At 53.6% G+C, this 23,773-nt stretch carries 18 protein-coding genes and 1 riboswitch; of the genes, 7 read left to right on the forward strand and 11 right to left on the reverse strand.

What is annotated here, in order from left to right:
• Window positions 1-162 precede the first annotated feature (162 nt).
• The 3 genes from KIH86_RS26005 to KIH86_RS26015 all read right to left on the reverse strand — a co-directional run bounded on the left by KIH86_RS26005 (window position 163) and on the right by KIH86_RS26015 (window position 1,395).
• Complete coding sequence (locus tag KIH86_RS26005; protein ID WP_223083308.1) at window positions 163-354, reverse strand: hypothetical protein; 192 nt, start codon at window positions 352-354, stop codon at window positions 163-165.
• A 175-nt stretch (window positions 355-529) separates the two neighbouring features.
• Complete coding sequence (locus tag KIH86_RS26010) at window positions 530-1,105, reverse strand: RBBP9/YdeN family alpha/beta hydrolase (RefSeq protein WP_223083309.1); 576 nt, start codon at window positions 1,103-1,105, stop codon at window positions 530-532.
• 26 nt (window positions 1,106-1,131) lie between these two features.
• Window positions 1,132-1,395 (reverse strand): hypothetical protein, encoded by a 264-nt coding sequence (locus KIH86_RS26015; RefSeq protein ID WP_223083310.1) that lies wholly within the window; start codon window positions 1,393-1,395, stop codon window positions 1,132-1,134.
• Window positions 1,396-1,663: 268 nt separating this feature from the next.
• Between KIH86_RS26015 and KIH86_RS26020 the strand changes: the two genes are divergently transcribed.
• On the forward strand, window positions 1,664-2,293 hold the full coding sequence (locus tag KIH86_RS26020; RefSeq protein WP_223083311.1) for a YfbR-like 5'-deoxynucleotidase: 630 nt from the start codon (window positions 1,664-1,666) through the stop codon (window positions 2,291-2,293).
• A 193-nt stretch (window positions 2,294-2,486) separates the two neighbouring features.
• Here KIH86_RS26020 and KIH86_RS26025 read toward each other — a convergent pair whose 3' ends face one another.
• The 5 genes from KIH86_RS26025 to KIH86_RS26045 form a co-directional block, all read right to left on the reverse strand.
• Entirely contained in the window at window positions 2,487-2,699 is a 213-nt protein-coding gene (locus KIH86_RS26025) for a hypothetical protein (protein ID WP_223083312.1), read from the reverse strand.
• Between the two features lie 134 nt (window positions 2,700-2,833).
• Window positions 2,834-4,570 (reverse strand): allophanate hydrolase, encoded by a 1,737-nt coding sequence (atzF, locus tag KIH86_RS26030; protein WP_223083313.1) that lies wholly within the window; start codon window positions 4,568-4,570, stop codon window positions 2,834-2,836.
• Window positions 4,567-8,352 (reverse strand): 5-oxoprolinase/urea amidolyase family protein, encoded by a 3,786-nt coding sequence (locus KIH86_RS26035; RefSeq protein ID WP_223083314.1) that lies wholly within the window; start codon window positions 8,350-8,352, stop codon window positions 4,567-4,569. The genes atzF and KIH86_RS26035 overlap by 4 nt, the downstream gene beginning before the upstream one ends.
• Window positions 8,345-9,013, reverse strand: coding sequence for an urea amidolyase associated protein UAAP2 (locus tag KIH86_RS26040; protein ID WP_223083315.1), 669 nt, complete (start codon window positions 9,011-9,013; stop codon window positions 8,345-8,347). Before KIH86_RS26040 ends, KIH86_RS26035 begins: the two co-directional genes overlap by 8 nt.
• 1 nt (window position 9,014) lies before the next feature.
• Window positions 9,015-9,737 carry an urea amidolyase associated protein UAAP1 gene (locus tag KIH86_RS26045; RefSeq protein WP_223083316.1) on the reverse strand — a complete coding sequence of 241 codons (723 nt, stop codon included), beginning with the start codon at window positions 9,735-9,737 and terminating at the stop codon, window positions 9,015-9,017.
• 101 nt (window positions 9,738-9,838) lie between these two features.
• Window positions 9,839-9,952: riboswitch (guanidine-I (ykkC/yxkD leader) on the reverse strand.
• Window positions 9,953-10,210: 258 nt separating this feature from the next.
• Between KIH86_RS26045 and KIH86_RS26050 the strand changes: the two genes are divergently transcribed.
• Both KIH86_RS26050 and KIH86_RS26055 read left to right on the forward strand, forming a co-directional pair.
• Window positions 10,211-11,536: an APC family permease gene (locus KIH86_RS26050; protein WP_223083317.1), complete on the forward strand. Its 1,326-nt coding sequence runs from the start codon at window positions 10,211-10,213 to the stop codon at window positions 11,534-11,536.
• Between the two features lie 190 nt (window positions 11,537-11,726).
• Window positions 11,727-12,524, forward strand: coding sequence for a hypothetical protein (locus tag KIH86_RS26055; protein ID WP_223083318.1), 798 nt, complete (start codon window positions 11,727-11,729; stop codon window positions 12,522-12,524).
• 264 nt (window positions 12,525-12,788) lie between these two features.
• Here KIH86_RS26055 and KIH86_RS26060 read toward each other — a convergent pair whose 3' ends face one another.
• Window positions 12,789-14,096 carry a nucleobase:cation symporter-2 family protein gene (locus KIH86_RS26060; protein WP_223083319.1) on the reverse strand — a complete coding sequence of 436 codons (1,308 nt, stop codon included), beginning with the start codon at window positions 14,094-14,096 and terminating at the stop codon, window positions 12,789-12,791.
• A gap of 640 nt (window positions 14,097-14,736) precedes the next feature.
• Between KIH86_RS26060 and KIH86_RS26065 the strand changes: the two genes are divergently transcribed.
• Window positions 14,737-18,336 carry an S-layer homology domain-containing protein gene (locus tag KIH86_RS26065; RefSeq protein ID WP_223083320.1) on the forward strand — a complete coding sequence of 1,200 codons (3,600 nt, stop codon included), beginning with the start codon at window positions 14,737-14,739 and terminating at the stop codon, window positions 18,334-18,336.
• Window positions 18,337-18,594: 258 nt separating this feature from the next.
• Window positions 18,595-18,990: a VOC family protein gene (locus tag KIH86_RS26070; RefSeq protein ID WP_223083321.1), complete on the forward strand. Its 396-nt coding sequence runs from the start codon at window positions 18,595-18,597 to the stop codon at window positions 18,988-18,990.
• A 230-nt stretch (window positions 18,991-19,220) separates the two neighbouring features.
• Here KIH86_RS26070 and KIH86_RS26075 read toward each other — a convergent pair whose 3' ends face one another.
• On the reverse strand, window positions 19,221-20,138 hold the full coding sequence (locus tag KIH86_RS26075; protein ID WP_223083322.1) for a helix-turn-helix domain-containing protein: 918 nt from the start codon (window positions 20,136-20,138) through the stop codon (window positions 19,221-19,223).
• Between the two features lie 199 nt (window positions 20,139-20,337).
• Between KIH86_RS26075 and KIH86_RS26080 the strand changes: the two genes are divergently transcribed.
• On the forward strand, window positions 20,338-21,213 hold the full coding sequence (locus tag KIH86_RS26080; protein WP_223083323.1) for an MBL fold metallo-hydrolase: 876 nt from the start codon (window positions 20,338-20,340) through the stop codon (window positions 21,211-21,213).
• A 242-nt stretch (window positions 21,214-21,455) separates the two neighbouring features.
• Here KIH86_RS26080 and KIH86_RS26085 read toward each other — a convergent pair whose 3' ends face one another.
• Window positions 21,456-22,376 carry a VOC family protein gene (locus KIH86_RS26085; RefSeq protein ID WP_223083324.1) on the reverse strand — a complete coding sequence of 307 codons (921 nt, stop codon included), beginning with the start codon at window positions 22,374-22,376 and terminating at the stop codon, window positions 21,456-21,458.
• A 189-nt stretch (window positions 22,377-22,565) separates the two neighbouring features.
• Here KIH86_RS26085 and KIH86_RS26090 point away from each other — a divergent pair, with 189 nt between their 5' ends.
• Window positions 22,566-23,612 carry an alpha/beta fold hydrolase gene (locus tag KIH86_RS26090; RefSeq protein ID WP_235775611.1) on the forward strand — a complete coding sequence of 349 codons (1,047 nt, stop codon included), beginning with the start codon at window positions 22,566-22,568 and terminating at the stop codon, window positions 23,610-23,612.
• The last annotated feature ends 161 nt before the right edge of the window (window positions 23,613-23,773 follow it).

Raw genomic sequence — 23,773 nt, forward strand, 5'->3', positions numbered from 1 at the left:
CCTTGGCTAACGGTAGGCGCTCGCCAGCCCCCGTTCGGGACTTTCACCCTAAAGATAACGCCCATGCTGGGCGTACACCCAAAAAGCCCCCGACTGTTTCCAGTCGAAGGCTTAACGACGCGCTCAACAGAAAAGCGCTCAGCTGAAGCAGTGACGGCAGCCTTACCTCTTCCTGCCGCGTTTGTTGAACCGGCTGTACATCACAAGGGCAGCGATGATCATGCCGATCATGCCGATATTGCTGGCGGCATCAGCCGCCACGCCGAACATGAGGCACAGATTGGTCACCAGCATATTCGTAAGCAGGGCCACGATTATCAACATTAAGGGGCGTACGATATTATATCCTCTCATCCGCACTCTCCTGACTCTTTTTTATAATCATATCGGGACTAGAGAGCCATTTCAACTCCATGAGAATGTAACCAAATATGAAAGGTTAAAAATGGTAATCATAAATCTTGCCCCTCCGAGAGTGAAAGACAAGTTGGCGGGTGAAGCGACGTTGTTCGGGAGCACTCCCGCCAAGCTACCCTTGTCCCCACAAGCGGAATCGCCCGTCCAGGCACAGCTCCAGCATTTCCGGCCAAGGCCCGTATCCGGAGGCTACGTTCAGATGGCCCACTCCCGGCAGCAGCACAGACGGCAGATGGAGGCGCTGGTAATGAATAAGATCTTCCATCCGGCAGTAAGGGTCATCGGTCGACAGGACGACCACGCCGTTCTCGGCGCTTTTTCCCACCTCATCCAAGGAATCAGGCACCGGGAAAAAGCTGGCCACTTCCTCCAGCCGGGTATGTATCGAAGGCGGACAGACGAGAATAAGCGACTTCGCCAGTCTGACTTTGGCCGCTATGGCATAGTGGAACCACAGAATGCAGCCCAGACTATGGGCGACTACAGTCAGTTCCTCCTCTTCCGGAATCGTCTCCAGCACTTCTGCCAGCCGACGCATCCATTCACTTTTAACGGGATGGTCATAGTCTGGAAAATCGGGATAATAGACCCGCTCGCCCCGGGCAATCAATTCTTCGTACAGCCATGACTGCCAGTGCTCCGGACCACTTCCTCCAAGCCCGTACAAAATCAGATAACTTCGTTTCATGCCGCATCATGCCTTTCTTTGCCAAGTTAGATATCATAGAAGCCAAAGGTTTTCTCAAAATAGTCCCCCAGCGCTTCGCTCAGCATGTCTTCCCATTTCTCAAACCCGGCGCCCTGGGCAATGAAGCAGTCCAGCCTCTCCTTGTCCAGCCGCACAATCTCCTCCAGCTCCCCAATCCCGAATCCCCCTGAAGCCAGAAATTCATCCAGACTGTTGTACGCCGTATGCTTCCGCATAAATTTTTCGTCAAACAGAACCTTCCAGCTCATCTGTCCATCCCGTCTGCCCAACCTGAAGCACTTCCTCTCTTCTGCTCCATATGTCCGTAAGGACGCTCCACCTCTACATCTATTCCATAAAAGAGCTTGGATACGGACCGGCGGCTAACCTGTTGAATCCGTATACCCAAAACGGGAAAATATAGAATATAGGCATATTCACATCGCGGCCTGCCCGCGCCGGAAGGAAGCGCCGTTTAAACTCCGTTAATTCTGCGTTGACATAAATAAAGTATAGTCGGCTCATACCCTAATTCCAACATAAAGGATGCGTGCACATATGGGAATTCACGCCTACTTTCGATCTTTGAATGATCTTGAACGTATCATCCGCGCCCCCGGCAAGTTTAAATTCGAAGAGCACAGCGTATCCGCCCACTCCTGGAAAGTAGTGCAGTATGCCAAGACGCTGGCTGATATCGAAGAGCTGCACGGGACGGCGATCGATTGGAAGAAGCTTTATGAGATTACGAGCAGCCATGATTACGGCGAAATTTTTATTGGCGACATCAAGACGCCGGTCAAGCATTATTCCCTTGAACTTCGCTCAATGCTTCAGCAGGTGGAGGAGGGCATGGTCCGTCATTTCATCGACGAGAACATTCCGGAGGAATTTCAGGCTATATTCCGCAGGCAGCTGCGGGAAGGTAAGGACGACTCCGTGGAAGGGCTGATTCTGGAGGTGGCCGACAAGATGGATCAGGTCTACGAGGCTTTTGCCGAGATGCAGCGTGGCAATATGGAAAAAGAATTCATCACCATGTACCGCGGCGCCCTGGTCAAAATCAAAAACATCGATCTGGAATGCGTCCGCTATTTCCTGAGCCGGATACTCCCGGACATTATTGAGGAGAGCAAAGCTTCCCCCATCGATATCAAGCGCATCACCGAAGAGGCGCTGGCGCTGTAGAGTGCTGCGGGCGATATGCCAATATAGGTGAAAAGCGCAAGACTGCTCCAAGCCGTGGAATCGCTCATCAAGGGGATATCCAAAAGTCGTTTTGGGATTTATCATCCCCCACTTTGTACGATAATCCAGCTATTAAAAATGACCTCATCCTCCACTTCAGTGTGGATTTTGAGGTCATTTTTGGGTTGTTCCATTATAGTGCGGACATTTTTTTAAGACAGCCGTGGTGGTACTTCAGCTTGCGGGCAACATGCCAAATCCCGGAGGATTCCTCGGCACCGGGCACAAAGGCGGGTTCTCCAGCTTGTGCGCAGGCTGACAGATAGTTGACGATTCCCCGGCAATAAGCGCCTACAAGCTGGTTCTCCAGCTTGCGTGCAAGATCCCAGATCGTTGACGATTCCACGGCAATAGACGCCCTACTAGCTGGTCCTTCAGCTTGCGCGCAGGCTGACAGATAGTTGACGATTCCCCGGCAATAGGCGCCTACTAGCTGGTTCTCCAGCTTGCGCGCAGGCTGCCAGATTCCGGAGGATTCCGCTAAATGTTAAGCTCCATCGCCTTTCTCCAGCCGCCGAATGAGGTCAGCTCATAAGCTTCCTCAACCGCATAGGCTTCGCACATGAAGCCGGAGACGGTCCGGCCGTCTTGCAGCTCAATTTGGCCGATGCCGAGCGGCGCCGGGATGGATGCCGTGAACAGCCCGAAGGAAGTCGCCGGCATATCCCACAGCTCAACGGCGATGGATGCCCCTCCTGAAGGAACCCGGACCAGACCCGGCTTAGCTGGCTCGGTAGGCAGCTTATACAGCCGATAATTCTCCGAGGTCGCGGTCTCCTCCACGAACACCGCACCATAACCGGTCATCTGCGGTTCCAGTCCCATGCCGCGCATATGCAGCCCGCAGACGGCCACCCGGATGTTGTCCTGCTGACGCATGAAGTGCCGGGAGGCCGGAATGAGATTCCCTTCTTCCTCCGGCACCGTGAAGAGCGTAATGCCGAACGGCAGCTTCGGCCCGGCCATTCCGGCGGGAATGGCAATGGCACTTAAGTCGAGCAGGTTGCAATGGTTAGTGTACAGTCCCATTTGACTGTTGGTCGCAATGGGATCGGCCGCCACCTGCTCCCTTGTCCATGTGCCGCCGCAGGTCGGCAGCACCAGCACCGCCCGCCGGAGCCACCGGCGGGTGAGCGCCTTGATCTCGGCCAGCCGGTGCTGGGCCTTGAAAAGGGCGCTTGCCGTGAACTCCGCTCTCGCTCCCGAGCGCAGAATCGTCTCCGTCACCGGCAGCGCCGCACCTGGATGCTCTTCGATGAAGGCATCCAGATCGCTCCACCGCTCGGCGACGAGCGGACCTTCGTACAGCAGGGCTGCCGCTTCCTGCAGCAGACCGGCGTCTACCTCTTTCACCGGTACGCCGGACCGGATTATCCGCTGCTTCGCCCGCTCCCACGCAGCTTCATATTCCGCTGCGAAAGGGCCGTAGAACTGCAGCGGATCTGCGGGGAGCAGCCATACGGAAGGCTGCTCCGGTAAGTTCAGCGGGCGGGCGGCGGAATACGGATCGCCCGCCAGCAGTCCGCGGACGGCCTTGTCAACGGCCGCCGCATCCTCTGCGGACCGGGCGAACACGGTCACGCAGTCAATGCTCCGGCAGGCGGGGATGACGCCTGCCGACGGCCAGGCCGAGACGGCCGGCTTGTAGCCGACGAGGCCGTTCAGGGCCGCGGGTACGCGGCCGGAGCCGGCGGTGTCGGTGCCAAGCGAGAAAGCGGCCTGTCCGCGGGCCACCGCAACGGCTGAGCCGGAGCTGGAGCCGCCACTGATCAGCTCGGGGCGCAGCGCGTTATGCGTGTCGCCGTAAGGGCTGCGGGTGCCGACCAGGCCAGTGGCGAACTGGTCGAGGTTCGCTTTGCCCACGGGCACCGCGCCGGCCGCGATCAGCCGTTCCACAACCGCCGCATGCCGGTCCGGCACATATTCGAAATCCGGGCAGGCTGCCGTAACCGGCCAGCCCGCCACTTCAATATTGTCCTTCACCGCGAACGGGATGCCCCACAGCGGATAATCGGTGGGATTTATCGTCTTCAGCCGCTCCAGATAAGGCGCGATGCGCTCCAGGGAAGGCTCCAGAATCCAGATCTTCATGTCCCGGTCCCGTGCCGCACGGCTCGTTATCGCCTCAATCACCTCTTCCGGCGTAAAGCTGCCGGACAGATAGCCTTCGCGGAGCGATTCGAAAGTAAGTTCAAAGGGAACGGCTTGTATGCTCATGACGCTGTCGCCTCCTGTTCCAGCTCCAGTGGATAAATTGCCGCAATGCAGTCTCCCGCACGCACCTGATCGCCGGATTCGACGAAGACGGATGCGATAACGCCGTCAAACGGAGCGAACTGCGAGAATTCCATTTTCATACTTTCTTCTATTATAATGGTGTCGCCCTTCAGTACCTTCTGGCCCGGTTTCACCAGCACCTTCCAGACGCTGCCCGACATCGAGCTGTTCACACCCTGGCTGCCGCCAGGGAGCGTTTCCTGCTCATGGGAAGCGGAGCCTTCCGGTTCGGATACATGCTCGGCGATGCCGAGCCGCTTCCATAGATCGCGCTCTTCCTGGAAAGACGCCTGCTGCAGCTTCCGAAAAGCAGCCGATTCCTCCTGAATCTCTTTGAGCCAGCTTAAGTATTGGCCTAGATTAAACGTAGTCTCTTCAACTTCAACCGTGAACTCTCCCCGGGGGAACTCATCTCTCATCCGGAGCAGTTCCTCCTCGGAGACCGGATAGAAGCGAATCTGATCGAAGAAGCGGAGCAGCCAGGGCTTGCCTTCCACAAAGTTCGCCGTCTGGCGGAATTTGTTCCACATCTGCACCGTGCGGCCTACGAACTGATAGCCGCCGGGGCCTTCCATGCCGTAGACGCAGAGATAAGCTCCGCCGATGCCGACGGCATTCTCCGGCGTCCACGTCCGCGCCGGGTTGTACTTCGTTGTCACGAGTCGGTGGCGCGGATCAAGCGGGACGGCGACCGGCGCGCCGAGATACACGTCGCCAAGTCCCATCACGAGATAGGAAGCGTTGAATACAACCTCGGCGACTTCCTCCAGAGAGCCCAATCCGTTCATCCGGCGGATGAATTCCAGATTGCTCGGGCACCATGGCGCATCCGGGCGCACATTTTGCTGATAACGCTCAATAGCCAGCCGGGTCGCAGGGTCATCCCACGACAGCGGCAGCTTCACAATCCGCGACGGAACTTCGATGGAATCCAGGGATGGCAGCGCAAGGTCGATCTCCATGACCTTCGCGGCGGCTTCCTTGACCGTGATCCGGGAAGCATCCAGATGAATTTGCAAAGAGCGGATACCCGGCGTCATATCAATATAAGGAATGCTGCCGCTGTCCTTTACGGCCTGCATCAGCACATACACCTGGAACCGGTACAGGAGATCAAGCTCCCGATCTCCGTATTCCACCAGGATGTTCTTGTCGCCGGAGCAGCGAACCGCGATCTTGAAGCGGCGGCCTTCCTCTTCGTAAGCGATGAGCGGCATGTAATCGCCGCGCGAAACCTCGGGCAGCTCCGGCAGCTTCGGCATTTCAGGCATCTCAGTCATTTCAGTCATTTCAGTCATTTCAGACAGTCCCGTCAATCCCAGCAGCTCCAGCATTTCAGGCATCTCAGGCATCTCGGACAATCTCGTCAGTCCCGTCAACTCCGGCGGTTCCGGCAGCTTCAACGGCCCCGGCAGCTCCGCGTTTTCCCCCAGCCGCTGAAGATACAGCTCTTGCGCCGCCCGCAGCTCCTCGGCTTCCTCCACGGTAATCAGCTTGAAGCTGACTTTGTCGCCCGGACGAAGCTGGCCGATCTTCCACAGCTCGGCGGTAGCCGTCGTCACGGGGCAGACGAACCCGCCAAGGCTCGGTCCGTCCGGTCCGAGCAGAATCGGCATGTCGCCCGTCAGGTCCAGCGCGCCGACTGCGTAGGCGTTGTCGTGAATGTTCGACGGGTGAAGTCCGGCGTCTCCGCCATCCTCACGCGCCCAGAGCGGGGCAGGCCCGATCAGGCGTACACCGGTGCGGGAGCTGTTGAAGTGAACCTCCCACACGGTCGAGGTGAGCTGGTCCAGATAGGCGGGAAGCACATATTCCGCCGTACAATGCGGACCCGGGATGACGCCGATGGTCCACTCGTTCGCCGCCTTCGGGATGGAGGCGGCCTCCAGCGCGGGTAGCGGCTTCGCAGCCGCTCCCGGATGGACGCGCAGCACAGCTCCCGGCCGCAGCGCGCCGCCCGTATGCCCGCCGAAGCCGCCGAGCGTGAAGGTCGAAGCGCTGCCCAGCGTCAGCGGCATATCAAGCCCGCCTGCGACCAGCAGGTAGGCCCGCATACCCGCCGCAGCTTCAGCAAGCGTCAGTACGGAACCCGCCTTCGCCTGCACCGGGGTGTACAGCGGCACGGACACGCCGTCCAGCTCCGCATTCATATCTGCTCCTGTCAGGCAGAAGAGCAGCTCATCCCGGAAGCGGTACGAACCGCCGCGAAGCGTCATTTCAAGACCCGCCGCCGACTCTTCGTTGCCCAAGAGCCGGTTGCCGATGCGGAACGCCAGCCGATCCATTGGACCCGAAGGCGGGACGCCGATATCCCAGTAGCCGATCCGTCCCGGAACATCCTGAACCGTCGTCTGTACGCCGCCGTCCAGCACTTCGATTGCACGCTCCGCCGGAAGGAAGCCGTTCAGCATGTTTGTATAGACAAGCCCTTCCTTGAAAGCCTCCGTCTGCAAAAAAGCTTCTATATAAGACTGGTTCGTCGTTACCCCATATACGCGCAGCGTCTGCAGTGCGTCCACCATCTTGGCGATGGCTTCCCGGCGCGTACCGGCATGCACGATAATCTTCGCCAGCATCGGATCATAGAGAGTGGTGACCTCCAGACCTTGTTGAATCCACGTCTCGATTCTCGCCTGCTCCGGCCAAATGACGGCATCGATACGGCCGTCGCCCGGACGGAAGTTATTGGCGCAGTCCTCTGCGTACAGACGCACTTGCAGGCTGTGGCCTTGAGGCTCGCGGACCCGCTCCTCCAGTCCTTTGAGCGTACCCGCGGCCTCCAGAATCATCCACTCGACCAGGTCGATGCCAAGCACTTCCTCCGTTACGCCGTGCTCAACCTGAAGTCTCGTGTTCACTTCAAGGAAATAATAACGCTGGGCATCCGGGTCATAGAGAAACTCCACCGTTCCCGCGCTGCGGTAACCGGCTTCCTTCGCGAGCCTGCGCGCACTGTCATGCATATCGCGGCGGACCGCCTCCGGCAGCAGCGGCGCCGGCGTCTCTTCAATAATCTTCTGGTTCCGCCGCTGCACCGAGCAGTCCCGCTCGCCGAGCGCGACGGCTTCTCCTTCTCCGTTCCCGAAGATCTGCACCTCAACATGGCGGGCGCGGGCGATGTATTTTTCCAAAAACACCCCGCCGTCGTTGAAGTTGGCGGCTGCAAGCCGGGTTACCGAGTCGAACGCATCCCGAAGCGCCGCTTCATCGTGACAAATGCGCATCCCGATTCCGCCGCCGCCTGCGGTACTCTTCAGCATTACGGGATACCCGATCCCGTTCGCACGGCCAGCCGCTTCCGCCGCGTCTGTGATCAGCCCCGTTCCGGGCAGCATCGGCACTCCCGCCTGCTGCGCCATGGAGCGGGCCGTATGCTTCAGCCCGAACAACTCCATATGCTCCGACGACGGGCCGATGAAGGTGATGCCATGCTCCGCGCAGGCTTTGGCGAAGGCCGCATTTTCGCTCAGGAAGCCGTATCCCGGATGAACCGCATCCGCGCCCGTCTCCACCGTCGTACGTAGAATCAATTCTGCATTGACATAGCTCTCTTTGGCAGGGCCGTCACCGATCAGCACCGCCTCATCGGCCTGCTCTACATGCAGGCTGTCTCTGTCCGCCTTCGTATACACGGCAACCGATGCGATGCCCATCGCGCGAAGTGTGCGGATAATCCGGACGGCGATCGTTCCCCGGTTGGCGATCAGTACTTTTTTAAACATGGCTGCCGCCTCCTTCAACATCCCAGATCAGCACCTGCGCCGGTGTCGGGTTGTAAGCATTGCATGGATTGTTAAGCTGCGGACAGTTGCTGATCAGCACGGTGACCGGCGCGAGCGCCGTCAGCTCTACATAGCGTCCCGGACCCGACACGCCGTCGGCGAAGACCAGCTCTCCTTCCGGTGTTACCGGCACATTCATGAAAAAATTCACGTTCGGCGCCAGATCGCGCTTGGTGAACTCGCTGCGTCCCGACAGCATCAGCATGAAGGTATCCCGGCAGTTGTGCATCGGCAGCGTATCATGCGAGTAGCGCACCGTGTTGCTCTGCGCGGAGCATGCGCCCCCGATCGTATCATGACGCCCGCATGTATCGGCTGTTATCCTCAGCAGCTCCCGTCCCGACTCGGCGACAAGCACCGATCCGGTCGTCAGGTACAAATTATGCTGGCGGGTAATCGTCCGGACGGCGCTGTAATGGTCGCTCGGATCTTCCGTCGAATAGAAAAGTGTATCTACAGCCTGATTGCCTTCCACATCGACGATGCGCAGCACCTGGCCCGGGAGCAGGTTATGAATCCATCCTTCTCCGGCCGGGATGATTCGGTCGTAGACCGCCTCGGCTGCCGTCTTCTCGCTCATTACCGGTTGAAATGTACTCATGTTAGTTCGCTCCTCTCATCAATGCGTAGGCATTCCATGTATTTTCAAAAGCCCGCCGGTTCTCCCCGCAGTGGTTAACACAGAGATCATCCTCCTGGACCGGTGCGGCATCCGCGACACAGATCGTTACAGCCGACTCCGGATAATCCTTCGACGGATTCAGGGGATTTGGCGTATTCGAGAACACCATCAGCACATTCATTTCCGTCCGCAGCGCAACCGACCGTCCCGCCGTTTCCTGAGGGATATACCGCATGGAGCCGTCCAGCTCGCAGATCACCTTGGAGAAAAAGTTGACCGGTGTGCTCAAATCCCGAGGCGTCAGGTTATGCCGATACAGCTCTACAACCAGATTCTCCTCACCGCTGCGGCGCCAGGCGTTCCGCTCCTGCTGATAGGAGGTCGATCCGTACTTGCTGTCCGTACCCGCCCGGTTCGTATACCCGCCAAGCGGATCATGCCAGCCGACCGTATCCTCCGTGACCGAAGCCAGCACTCTTCCCTGATCGCTCATCAGTACATGTCCAGCCGTATAAAAAGCGGTGTGCTGCGCCTTGAGCGAATCCGGCATATTGTAGCGCTCGGAAGGATGAAAGGCATCGTACAGCAGAGCGGAGAGATTCGCGCCGTCTCCGGCCGCCGTCAGTGTAATGGACTTGCCCTTGCCGATCCGTGCGGACCATTTGCCTCCAGGCTGCAGCGTAATCGAGAATGGTGATGTCATCTTAATTCCCCCTGTATGCGGATTTGGACTTGAACTGCCTGAACACTTGCCGAAAAAAAATAAAAAAGCCCGGGAGAAGCATCAAAGCTGACTTTGATGGATTCTCCCGGGCTTTTTTCCCGCCGTGTACACCGGGGCGACTAACGCGCCGATGCGCCTTCTCTCGGACCAGCCGACTCCCCAGAGGAGAGCCCGGAACCCTAGAAGACCTTGTTATGAAATCGCTTGTGTAACGAATCCTAACACAATTTCGGGTCCTGCGCAATAAAACCTTACGCATTTTTCCGAAAAAAAGACGTGCGATCTCCAAAAATCCAGGCAGATTGTATGGAAAACTCACTTTTCCAAACATATGTTCGTCTTATTTTCTGAAAAAAAGACTTGATTTTTCGAAAAACCCCTGCAACAATGTGAGGTGTCATGACATAGCCAATGTTTCGCTGCTGTTTCTCAAATTTGGTGGAGGGATGCAAATGTCGAATAACCTAACATTAAAACGGAATCTGTCTTTATCCCATGTCGTGACTATGGGTCTGGCCTGGATGTCGCCCATGATCTTTTTTACAAGTTTCGGTGTGCTGCTTGATGGTGCGAAAGGCATGCTTCTCGCGGCTTATATGCTGGCCTTCGTGGCCATCGTCTTCACGGCTGCAAGCTATGGACAAATGTCACGCGCCTTTCCCGTCTCCGGCTCCGCATATACGTATGTAAGCAAAGCGATTCATCCGTTTCTCGGCTTTCTGGTAGGCTGGGCGGTACTGCTCGACTACCTGTTCTCCTGCATCATTGCCGTGCTGATGTTCGGCATTAACCTGAACGCCCAATTCCCTTCGGTTCCCTCCTCGGTGTGGATCGTGTTGCTCACCGCTGCCGTCATGGTCATCAACATCGTCGGGATCAAGGAATCCGCCAATGTGAGCAAGATATTCGTTCTTATGCAAATTGTGTTTATCGCAGGATTCTGTGCCCTTCTTGTCTACAAAGGTCTACAGGGAGGGATTACGGCAGGCTTCAATCCTTTTGCCGCGGGTAAAGGGGTATCCTTCTCTTCCATTCTGGCCGGAGCTTCGCTCGTCTGCTTCTCATTCCTCGGCTTTGATTCCATCACCACGATGGCGGAAGAAACGAAGGAGCCGAGCAAAACCATTCCCCGCGCCATTATTATCATCGTCGTGCTGGCAGGTCTGATGTACTTCGCCACAGCCTATCTGATTCAGCAAATGTATCCGTCCTTCACCTTCACCAATATGGACTCGGCCGGCTTTGAGCTAATGCAGTCCATCGGCGGCAGTATGCTGGCCTCGGTGTTCACCTTCGTCATCATCTTCTCGATTCTGTCCCAGGGCATGTCATCCATGACTACCGTCACCCGGCTGCTGTTCGTCATGGGCCGAACGTCGCTCCTGCCCAGAGCATTCGCGTCCATTCATCCCAGATTCCGCACACCCGTGTTCAATATCATCCTGGCTAGCATTATCTCCCTATCGGCTCTCTTTATCAGCCTGAATACGGCGATCAAATTCGTGAACTTCGGCGCGCTGACGGCCTTCCTCTTCGTGAACCTGTCCGTTATTTTTCACTACATCATCCGCTTGAAGCAAAGGTCCCCGAAGGACCTGCTTATCCGCCTGCTGTGCCCGCTCTTCGGCGCCGGATTCGTCCTGTATCTCATTACGCTGCTAGATATCGACTCTCTCATTCTCGGGGGCAGCTGGCTGGCTGTAGGTCTGGTATTCTATTACCTCCGGGGAGCCAAGTCGCTGAAAATGAGCGGGGCTGAAGCCGAGGGCGCAGCTTAATCAACAAACATTTGTTCGCAAAAAAATATTGACAATTCCCTGATTTTTCTTGTATAGTTGAGTCAAATCATATCGTTCGTGTCAGGGAAGCACCCTGCGGAAGATAGGCTGAAAGGCCTTGTTCTGCAGGGTGCTTTTTTGTGTTTGCAACCGGGCGATGTGGATTCATATGCAATTGGAGGAGATGCTTATGTTGACCCGTTTACGGAATCTTGCCTGTCGTCCGATCATCGTGCTGTGTATTATTAGCGCCTTGCTTGCCGCCCTGCCCGGTCTCGCCGCCCCGGCCCATGCCGCCGCGTTCGAGCCTGAATTCACCGCCGCCATCGGTGGTATCGATCAGCTCTATGACGGCTATACCGCGCTTGAGACCGCTATTAAGCTGCAGAAATCGCAGATTCAGGAGCTGAGGAGCCGCAACGATGACAGGCAGAAGAGTATTGCCGCCAAGGTGAAGCTGATCGACAAGGCAAAGATTGAACAGCTGAATTCGGCGTCCGTGCAGGTCTCTAGCAAGCACGCCGCGCTGCTTCAGCAGTACAGCGATCTTGGCAAGCGCGCGGCGGTAGCGAGGAAGAGCAAGGACAAGAAATCCGCCGACCTGCTGGATCTGCAGCGGAACAAGCTGAAGCCGTCTGTCGAAGCCGCCCGGCTGGAGATCAAGAACGCCAAGGAAGCCTTGGCCGCAGCCAAGAAGTCCGCCTCGGCCACGGCCAAGCTCGTGACGGACTCCCTCGTCCCGGTGCAGAATTTCCGCAAGCAGGTTACGGCGGAGAACAAGAAGATCGCGGCCGCCAACCGGACACGAACCGCCGCGGGCAAGAGATACCGGCTCGCCGTCAAGCAGGGCGCAGCGATTACAGCGGCAACGGAAATGGCCTTGATGTACAATGAGCTCGGCAAAATCAATGCCTGCTGGAAGGCCATCTACGGCTATGAGAAACAGATAGCCGCTTCCTTGAGTGCGGCTGAGTCCAAGCTGCCGTAATTGATTGCGGCAAGGATTGAATTGGTGGGGATCACAGGATATCAACTTTGCGGATTGGCTTGAACCCTATATGTCATTTGTCGCCGCCTCAAGGATGACATCATGCCGAAGCCCGCTCCGACGAGCGGGCCTGATGATGCAGCAGATCCGGAGTATATTAGCCGAATATATTAGGCCGGATCTCACAGGCAATCCGCCCTGCCATAAAGCGCGGATTGCCGCTTCGTTCATAACGGAGATTGCGAAGACTGCCAATGCCTAGCCTCAGGATACCTCTTTTACCTGTTGAACCGGCATACTGCTCTTCTTGGGGCCAAGATTGAAGAAGACATTGAGCAGGATGGCGGTCAGACTACCGGTGATGATGCCGTCGCTGACAATGATTTTGATGCTCTGCGGCAGCTGGGCGAACAGATCCGGAACCGACGTAACACCGACGCCAAGGGCTATAGAGCATGCGACGATCAGGAGATTCGACTGCTGACCGAAGTTCACGGTCTGCAGCATTTTGATTCCGGATGAGACGACCATGCCGAACAGGACAACCGTCGCTCCGCCCAGCACGGCGCTGGGGATGATCGTGGCAAACGCCGCGATTTTGGGAATAAGCCCGAGAAAGACTAGAATGCCTCCCGCAACGACGATGACGTTGGTTGTCTTGACCTTGGACAACTGGACAAGTCCCACGTTCTGGGCGAAGGTATTATAAGGGAATGCGTTCAAGATCCCGCCAAGTACAAAGGCCAGGCCTTCGGCCCGGTAGCCGCGGGCCAAGTCCTTGTCGGTCAGAGGCTGGTCGCAGATTTTGCTCAGCGCCATGAACACACCGGTCGATTCGATGATGACAACCATGCCCACGATAATCATCGTGAGAATGGGGCCCAGTTCGAAGGACGGCGTCCCGAAGTAAAAAGGCTGCGGCAGATGAAACCAGGAAGCACTCTGAACCGGCGAGAAATCGACCTTGCCCATTAACGTGGCCGCCAGTGTGCCAATGAGAATTCCCGCAAGCACGGACAGCGATTTGATGAAACCGCGGGAGTAACGATTAAGTAGCAGAATGAGGACCAGCACCCCGAAGGACAACGCCAGATTGTCCAGGCTTCCGAAATCCTTGCTGCCGTTGCCACCGGCCATATTTTTAATGCCTGTGGGGATCAGCGAAAGACCGATCAGCGTGACGACCGTACCGATCACAACCGGAGGGAACAGCTTGGCGATCTTGCTGAAGAAGACCGCCCCCAGCATGATAAAGAGACCGGCAGCAATGATTGAGCCATAAATGGCCGGGACTCCATACTGGGAACCGATGGCGATCATCGGTGTCACTGCGACGAAGGAGCTCCCAAGTACCGCAGGCAGCCCTACGCCCAGATATTTGCCCTTACGTGCCTGGAACCAGGTCGCGATGCCGCAGGTGAATAAATCGATCGATACCAAGTAGGCCAATTGCTCAGCAGTCAAGTTAAGAGCCCTTCCCACAATCAAAGGGACCACTATAGCTCCTGCATACATAGCCAATACATGCTGAAGCCCCATTGAGAACACCCTCATGCCCTTTGCTTTCTCCATTCACCCTTACCCCCTGATTTGAATTCGCAGTTAACCGGCTAACCGTCATGTCAAGTTGATTCACATTATATATAGAATCCGTGCTATTTATAACGAGTTCCGGCGCATGATCGTCACATGAAACAAAGAAATTCCGAACTTTTAGGCGTAATTCACAAATATTGTATTTATCCAGGGATTTTTCCTGTAAGATTTCGTGACAAAAACATACTCATCTGCTATCAGACAGTTCACTGCCTGCTCGTCCAGTCTGCGAATCTCTAAAAACCGCTGTCGAAAGGATGGAGTTTTTTTAATGGAAAACGGCAATTCCCGCAGTATGGATCTTCCTGCTAAATTTATCCCATGTACTTCATATAACAATCGCTTATTGATGATTTTTCCAGACTACGAGTACCCCACCTGGTAATCCGGATCTATCTATCAAAACTATGATTTACATTTTTTGATCTTCCAAATTATTAGTATCTAACTTATTATAATGCAATGAATAATCATAAAAATTCATACATATTCATTCGTTCCTGCCATCGCATGGGAGGTTGGTGTGCGGAATGCGAATCTGAAAGGAGGGCCGTACATCCTGCAGGCTTTATAGAAAGATCTGAACTTATATATCCAAAACACTGGGAGGCAGGATATGAATAAGAGGATTCTATCATTTTTACTGGCCTGGACCTTGGTCTTCACCGGTCTTATGCCTGCTGCTTATGCCGGACAAGCCCTGGCCGAGCCTATCGCTTCGGCAGCCGTTACCGCAGCTGATTCCGCCACTGCTGATACGGCGCCGCAGACCGCACCGGAGGTTTCCGAATCCGGAGCAGCGGCCCCTACTGTAACGTCCGAGGTATACCAGGCTTCCATGACGGAGGCCAGAACACTCGAGCTGATGGTTACGCTGCCCGATGGGGCATCGACTTCGGATATCGTCTGGAATTTCGGCAGAACAGCCGAGGAAATGAAACCGATTGCCGAGTGGAAGAAATGGAACAATGCATCCAGTGTACGAGCGTACACCGGGGACCCTTTCATTAAGGTTCAGTATGAAACCGTAACCGGCTCCACCTACAAGGCGGACATTACATTCGACATCCTGTATGGATCGAATTTGTCTGTAACCGGAATCCGCGCCGAGTATGTGAAGCGGGTCGGGGTGTATGATCTCATTGGCTCCGTTCCGGGCGGTGTGCTCGCTTCCCAGAAGGTGAAGCTGAATGCTTACGACGACTATCACACATATGATGAGATCAAACCGGCCATCGACCGGATTACGGCGGACAGCAACAATAAATACGGCCGCTATGTGGAGTATCAGAAGATCGGCGAATCTACACAAGGCCGGGATATCCACTTCTCGATCGTTGCCAAGGACAAGGCATCCGTCGATCAATATTTGAATGAAACGCTGCCGCTGATGATGAACGATCCTGCCGCGCTGCAGGAGAAGATCAAGAACGGCCAGCTTACGGATTATAAAGTGCCGATATGGCTGAACAACATTCATGCCGATGAGGCCAACGGCGTCGATGCGATCATCAAGTTTCTGGATACATTAATGACGCAGAAGTTCGTCACCTACGATACAACCGATGCGAACGGCATTGTCGTCCCGGTGACGCTGGATATCGACGCCGCATTGGACCATGTGATTTTCCTGCTGGACTATGTGGAGAACCCGGACGGCCGCGCGCTGAACACACGGGCAACCTCCACACTGCTTGACCCGAACCGGGACAACTCGTATCAGACGCAGCCCGAAACCCAGGCGGTTACAGCGCAAATTGCCAAGTGGACACCACTGTCCTTCCTGGACCTACACGGTTTCGTCAGCGGTTTCCTGATCGAGCCCTGCACGCCGCCGCATGATCCGAATATCGAATACGATCTTGTGCTGAACAGCATGCTGGCACAGGCCAACGCCATCGGGAACGCAGGCATCGCCAACACCAAGTACAACTCCTACACGATTCCTTATGAGGAAACCGAGAAGCTGAGACAGGACCCTAACTATCAATCTCCTCCCGGCACCTACGCTACCGGATGGGATGACGCCTCCCCGGCCTATACGGCAGTGTTCGCCATGCACCAGGGTGCACTGGGACACACAATCGAAGTTCCTGAACTGAACGAAGAGGGACTGAATGCCTTTTATTACGGCGCTCTGGGCGCTACCAGCTATGTTATGAATCATAAAGACGAGCTCTTCCTGAACCAACTTGAAGTATTCAAGCGCGGCATTGCCAATGAAGACAACAGCGCTGTAGATCAGTATCTGATCAACGGGAACTATGAAGTCATCGGACGCCCCCGTGCCGGCAATGCGAACTTCTTCCCGGAGTATTATGTACTCCCCGTAGACAAGTCCCTGCAGAAGAACCAGCTCGAAGTCTACAAAATGGTTCAATATCTGCTTCGGAATAACGTCAAAGTCGAGCGCACGACGAGTCCCATAACTGTGAACTCGGTGACGTACCCGGCCGGAACTTATGTCGTGAACATGCACCAAGCCAAACGTGGCTATGCCAATCTGGTGCTATACGATGGACTGAACGTCTCCGATTTCGAGGAAATGTACTCGGATACGGTGCAGAATTTTGCGGATATGCGCGGCTTCGACCGTTATGTCCTGCGGACCACGGGCGCCTTCGCGGGCGCAACCGAACCGGTAAGCGGCGTGACGATACCGGTCACCGACCTGAATGCCGTTCCGTTCGAGCAAAATTACGTGATCCGCAATAGCAATAACGATGCCATCAAAGCGGTCAATGAGCTGATCCGGAACAAAAAAGCGGTGATCCTGCTGGATAACGGCGGCAGCGGCTATGAAAAAGGCAGCTTCCTCGTATCCCGTTCGAACCTGCGGACGGTCGCTTCCAAATACCTGCTGGATATCGTGCCGTTCAGCACTTCCAGCGACAAGAGCGGCAAGCTGCTCAAGGCTCCGTCCGTAGCCATCGGGGGCGCCGTCTCCTATATGCTGGCGGATCTCGGGTTCAACGTGACCTCCGATACGGCGGCGGCCGACGTGCTGGTGAACTCCGGCACGAACCTGATCGCTTCCGGCAAGCCGTTCATCGGCTATGGCAGAAGCATGCTTAACACCGTCAAAGGACTGAACGTCCTGCCGGGACTGAACTATTCGAATCCAGTGAATTCCGCAGGCCGGACCGACGCTCACGAAGGCTTGTTCAAAGCGGATATTTCCCAGAACAGCGTCATTACAGCCCCTTACGCGGATTCCGAGTATCTGTACACCGTATCGGCCGCATTCATTACTTCCGTTCCGGAAGGCGCGGAAATCCTGGCGAAATACGGAACCGGCGATGACTTCTTCAAAGCCGGCTGGTGGCCGAACAGCGATGCGGCCAAGGGCCAGGTGCTGGCGCTGAACTACCAGCAGGGCGGTGTCCATGTCACGCTGTTCGCCAATGATCTGATGAACAAGTACCATCCGCAGAATCAGTTCCGCCTGCTGGCGAACGCGATTTATGCGGCGGCTCCTGCGGCAACGGAAGCCGACGGCATGGACAACGGTCCGCTGGAACCGGCGCCGGAGAGCGGCACTTCTCCGGGCACAGGCTCCGGCTCGGCAGCGACACCATCGCCTTCGGCGACGGCAACGCCGTCCCCGTCAGCAACCGCTACACCGGCTCCATCGGCATCACCGGTACCAAGCTCGACTCCTGTGGCCAGCTTCACCGATCTTGGCAATTTCGATTGGGCGGCTCCAGCTATTCAGGAACTGACGGCCAAAGGCATTCTGAAAGGCGTCAGCGCAACCTCCTTCGCTCCGAAGAAGGAAGTCACCCGTGCCGAGTTCATCACTATGATCGTCCGCGCCTTCGGCCTGCTGGACGAGGCGGCCTCCGCGTCGTTCACTGACGTGAAGACCACAGACTGGTCTTACGGCTACATCGCCTCCGGCGTCAAGAACGGCCTTGTCAACGGGGTCGGCGGCGGCAAGTTCGATCCGAAGCGCGCCGTGACCCGCGAAGAAATGGCTATCATCGCGGCCAATGCCTTGAAGCAGTTCAAGGGCAAGACCGTCCTTAACCCGGACCAGGCGCTGTCCGGTTTCACTGATAAGGACAGCATCGCGGCGTATGCCAAAGAGGCTGTAGCGCTGCTCGCCCAAGAGGGCGTAGTTAACGGATTGACTCCGGACACCTTCGGACCTAAGGGCATCTCCAACCGGGCCCAGGCGGCGGTCATTATCAGCCGATTGATCAACTTGAAGTAGAATACGGTTCTATGAAAAAGAGCCGGGCGGCATCAGTTCCCTGATGCCGCCCGGCTTTTGTATGCGCAGACTTCAGAAAAAAGCGACCCGATCCTCCTGCTGCACGGCAACTTCAATGATCATTAGATCTGGAATGAGCAGACGGAGACCTTGACCTTTCCTCATAGTATGAAACTTTTTCAATTAAATTTTATACATTTTGCGAAAAAGGAAAGTATAATTAAAGAACGCCAGGAAGTCAAAACATAGGAGGAGATCATGGGCCGAATCGTTCATTTCGAAATTCATGTAGATGACATGGAGCGTGCCAAGACGTTTTATGGTGAGGTATTTGGATGGACATTTGAGGATTGGAGCGAATATGCCGGAATGCCCTATTTTGGAGCCACGACTGGTGATTCAGGCGAGCTCGGAATCAATGGTGCATTAATGAAGCGTCAAGGTCCTTCTCCTGAGCCCGGACAAGCTCTTAATGGTTATGCCTGTACGATCGGAGTGGGGGATTACGATTCTACGGAAGCCGCCATCCTGAAGCTTGGAGGCAAGCTTGCCATGCCCAAGTACGCACTGCCCGGAATGGCATGGCAAGGGTATTACATGGATACGGAAGGCAATCTGTTTGGCATTCATCAGCCTGACGAGCAAGCAAAATAAGGTTATACCATCGCATAGACCTGAAAGCCCGGCCGAATACGGTCGGGCTTTCAGGGTAGATTAAGGGGCAGCGAACTAGCGACCTGCTTATATGCAACTTTGTCCGCGCAGCACGGTTTAATCATCTGTCGGCAGACTTACAATCGCCGTAAAAAACACATTTGGGGTCACCGCCATTTCCTCCGGTAAATCCGCCGATATCCGTATCCCACCACGGAATTCCCGACAGCCTACTCGCCTGAGGAATACATCCAGCAATTTTGTTTTCGATAGCTTGAGGGGGAGAGTGTGGTATGCCTCTTGAACATTCTCCAGAAATGCGTGGTATTGTGAAAGCCGACCCTATCCATGATCTCAGAGATCGGAAGCAAGGTATCTCTCAATAATGTTGCAGCTATTTGCACGCGGTACTTGATCAAATAATCAATGACAGACAGATTTGTGAGCTGAAAGAACTGATGATTCATAGTGGTCCGATTAATATGAAACATCCGACTGAGTTCGTTCAGCGTTATTTTGTTCGAATAGTTCGTATGCAGATAAACTAAAACCTGGTTTGCAATGTCATTATGGTCAGCATCCTCTTCTGATAGACTTTCTTCTTCATGTATTAGCTTTGAGAGGAGAATAAGAACTTCCAAAAACAGCGAGCGTGAGCGACAAGGCCAATGGGAATTGCTCTGGGACACCAGCGTCTGGTTCATTTGCCGCAAGAGCTTAGTGATATGTTGCGCACTTGCAGTATCTATTGTGAACAGGCGGGGTGATTGGATGCCGCTCCCAATGAATGGCTGCAGCAGATAAAGGTCCTGCTCTTCCGTGGCGGAGAAATCAGTATGCGCATGGCGAACATTCTCGAAGTTGAATTTGCTATTCACAACCAATGGATCAAAATAAACGGACTTCATGGATATATCCGAGGGCGCGCTTAGCTTCGCAACTTCCTTTTCATTGATGCACAGCACTACCGGCGAAGTAAAGGGGGTATGCAGTCCCCCGGAAGATATAATGCCTGACCCCTTCTCGATTAGGATGAGGCCCCATCTGCTTATGCTTACTGTGTTCTCTATACAAGATTCATTTTCTGTGAAAAACAGAGGAATACAGTATCCGGAATGCACTTCTCTACCAATGGTTACAAACTCCATATCCTTCACCCCAGTTGGCCATGTAAGACATTTTCAAATCCTGATTATATCACTACTCCCCCGTATGAAATAAGACAGAAATTCGAATATATGCAAAGCCTGCTTATAAGCAAACAACTATTGCGGATACACCATTCTTACAGCAAAGCAGATCAGGTATGATGCCCTTGTAAGTTAAATCTCCCGAGGGGGTCATATTATGAAGCTTGAAACCAAAAATAAAAGCCTGGCTGTGCTCCTAATGATCTTGATGTGTTGTTCCCTGTTGGCAGCGTGCTCGAAAACGGACGCAACAAGCGTAAAGGCTAACGCGGGACCAACCGCCGCAGATATAGCATCTCCAGCACCGGCAAGCAGCGAACCCAGCGCTGAACCATCCGCCACAAGCGCAGAACCGGCCAAAAAAGGTTCCTTGACGATCAAATACGTGGGGAATTCATGCTTTTACTTAACATTTCCTGATGGAACCACAATCCTGACCGATCCATTCCCCGCACAATTTACAACATACTTTGGCCCTGCCCCCGATATGAAGGTGGATGCCTACACCGTCTCCCATTATCATGAGGATCATGTTCCGGGTCTGAACCAGCTTAAGGGAGATCCCCAAAAAATCACCCCCGCCTTGATGGATAAACCCATTCAAGTCGGTGGCGTTGAAATAACCGGTTTCCCATCCAAGCATGTAGCCTCTTTAGGAGACAACGAAATTTACGTCTTTCAATTCGGCGATCTGAAGATTGTACACATGGGAGAGACGGATCGGATTGAATCGCCAGAGGCACTGAAGGCCGTGAAAAATGCGGACGTCATGTTGACCTATGCCGGTGAATACGGCCCCAAAACATTTCATGATGCCGATATTTTCAAGACCCTGTATGGCATGAATATTAAAGTTTTGATCCCGCAGCATTTCAGCAACAATCCGGAAGCAATATTCTACGGCGAGCCAACCATTACTCAGATCCTGAAAGAAGTACCGCAAGGTATCCAAACGTCCACGCTGGATGAACTGGTTGTGACGAAAGATATGAAGAAACGGTTTGTTGTGCTGTCGCAAATGAATGCTAAATAAGTCGAAGATTTCACGGTAGATATGGTCAACCACAAATACCCCTTTGATGAATTGGCTGAGATTATTAAGGAACATTGCCTAGCAATTTAACTCACAAATGAACGCAAAAAAGCGGCCGGTCAAGGTCGCTTTTTGTAATACTTCATATAGAGCCGGGCCGTGGGCAAATCCACAATCCGCCGTCGCTACATTAGTGCAAAGAGGGACTATTTTGTGTGGGATTTCTTGGGATCTGAATCACATCATCTGTGGTATGCTTCCTTTAATTCCGCAAGATCAAATTTCTTCATTTTAAGAAATGCTTTTGTTACGGCAGCAATCTGCTCCGGTGTACCCTTGCTCATCATCTTGTCCATTTCTCTCGGCACGACCTGCCAAGACACACCATACTTATCCTTCAGCCAACCGCATTGCTCGGCTTCAGGAACCGCTGAGAGCCTTTCCCAATAGTAGTCAATTTCATCTTGTGTGTCGCAATACACCATGAATGAAACTGCCTCGTTGAGACTGAATCTATGCTCGTGTGCGCTATCCGCAGCGGCAAACCACTGATTTTCAAGCATGAAATCAGCGAACATGATCGTCCCTTCTTTGTCGGGTTCCATGCCTTTGGAGTGGTGAGCAGTAAGTCCTTGCTTCGAGTTCTTGAATACGGACAAGTAAAAATGAATCGCCTCTTCCGCTTTACCGCATATATCTCCGACAAACAATATCGACGGTATTATCGCAGGGCGTTCTTCGCCTTCTGGGTTGGTTAGAATTAACTGCCACGTCAAACCAAACTTGTCCTGAATCCAGCCATATCTCTCGCTGAACGGGTACTTATCGAGCGGCATTAACGCTGTGCCACCATCAGATAATTTGTTCCAAACCTCGTTTATTCTCTCTCCCGCATCTTTGTCTCGAGATGGGTCAAAGTTAACCATGAAAGACACAGACGGATTGATTTTAAAATAGGGTCCTGCGCTGATCGCCATGAACTTTTGACCCCATATTTCAAAGGAGACTAGATCGCTATCACCAGATGGTGTGTTATGTAGTGTGGTTACATTCGTAATTTTTGAGTCCGGGAATACGGAAGCGTAAAACTCTGCCGCTTCTTTTGCCCCCTTGTCGTACCATAAATGCGGAACGATCTTTTGATCATTTAAACGGGTTGACATTATTCAACAGCCCCTTTATAGAGGAATTTTGACACCTCTTTATTGTTATATACCCGAATTGAACCGCTCAAACATGATTTGGGAATATAACCATTACAACTGGCCTAGTGTAAATAACTGTAGTGACCGTTGTGATGTCGCCCGAGGGGCACCTCATGGTAAAATGAAGCTCATTCAAGAAAAAGGCTGGTGAGCTATGTGAAAATACTCTCAAGAAAGAGAGATTTCAGGATACCGGAGTCTGGAATAAGTGCAGTTGAAGAATTGGACATTGGCGGGATTAAGCAATCGATTCTAATACAAGCCAAACATAGCGATAAACCAGTGCTTCTTTTTATACATGGCGGTCCAAGTATGCCGCTTCCAGGTGTAAGCTGCAGATCCCGGGATTATACGGTGGCAGCTACTACGAAAGAGCTTGTTCAGCATTATGTGCTTGTCTTTTGGGACCAGAGAGGCACAGGGAAATCCTATCATCCAAACATCCCCAAAGACTCAATAAGGCTCTCCCAGTTTATGTCCGACGCTGAAGAGGTTGTCGATTATCTCAGGGAATCTTTTAACCAGGATAAAATACTCATTGCCGCACATTCATGGGGAAGCGTAATCGGCCTCTCGCTGGCAGCAAAAATCCCGGCTAAATTACACGCCTACGTAGGCATTTCCCAAATTATTGATTGGACTCAGAACGACCGGCTATGCAGGGAATGGGCAATATCAGAAGCCATAAGAAGAGGAAACAAAAAAGCGGTTGATCAGTTAACTCAATTAGGCGAGCCGCCTTATACTGAAAGCCTCAAGCAATGGGGACAGCTCCGAACATGGTTAATGAAGTTTAATTCCATGATCTACAAAGATAAAGAGATCAAACCGCCCAGTTTAATGGATGCCGCTAAAATTATGCTCTATTCGCCTGACTACACGTTAAAGGATATGTATAACTCATTCTACAAAGGGTTCAAATTATCTTATTCGCAGCAAATGATTGAGGATTTTTCCACAGTCAACTTTTTTAGGACCGCTAAAAAAATCGAGATTCCCCTCTTCTTTATTCACGGACGTAAAGACGTTCATGTCTACGGCAGCCTCGTTCAAACATACCTCGATCAACTAGTGGCAACCATATCTAAACAATTGCTTTGGGTTGAGAAGTCTTCACATATGTTCCACCTTGACGATGCGAAAGAAATTGAACAAATACTGATTAATCGTGTAGGTGCTGCTATAAACCATTGAGATGTTATTGTAGCAGAGTCCAGGCGTGCTATTTACTCCATATAAACCCAAGAGAAGGATACTGCTTAGCTCTACTTTGAAGTTGTTCCATAATAGATTCAACTTGTCCCAAAGAAAGCCTCAACTCATCAGAAATCTTTTTTAGATCATTCCCATTAATT

The organism is Paenibacillus sinensis (genome assembly GCF_019904155.1).
GTDB lineage: Bacteria > Bacillota > Bacilli > Paenibacillales > Paenibacillaceae > Paenibacillus_AQ > Paenibacillus_AQ sinensis.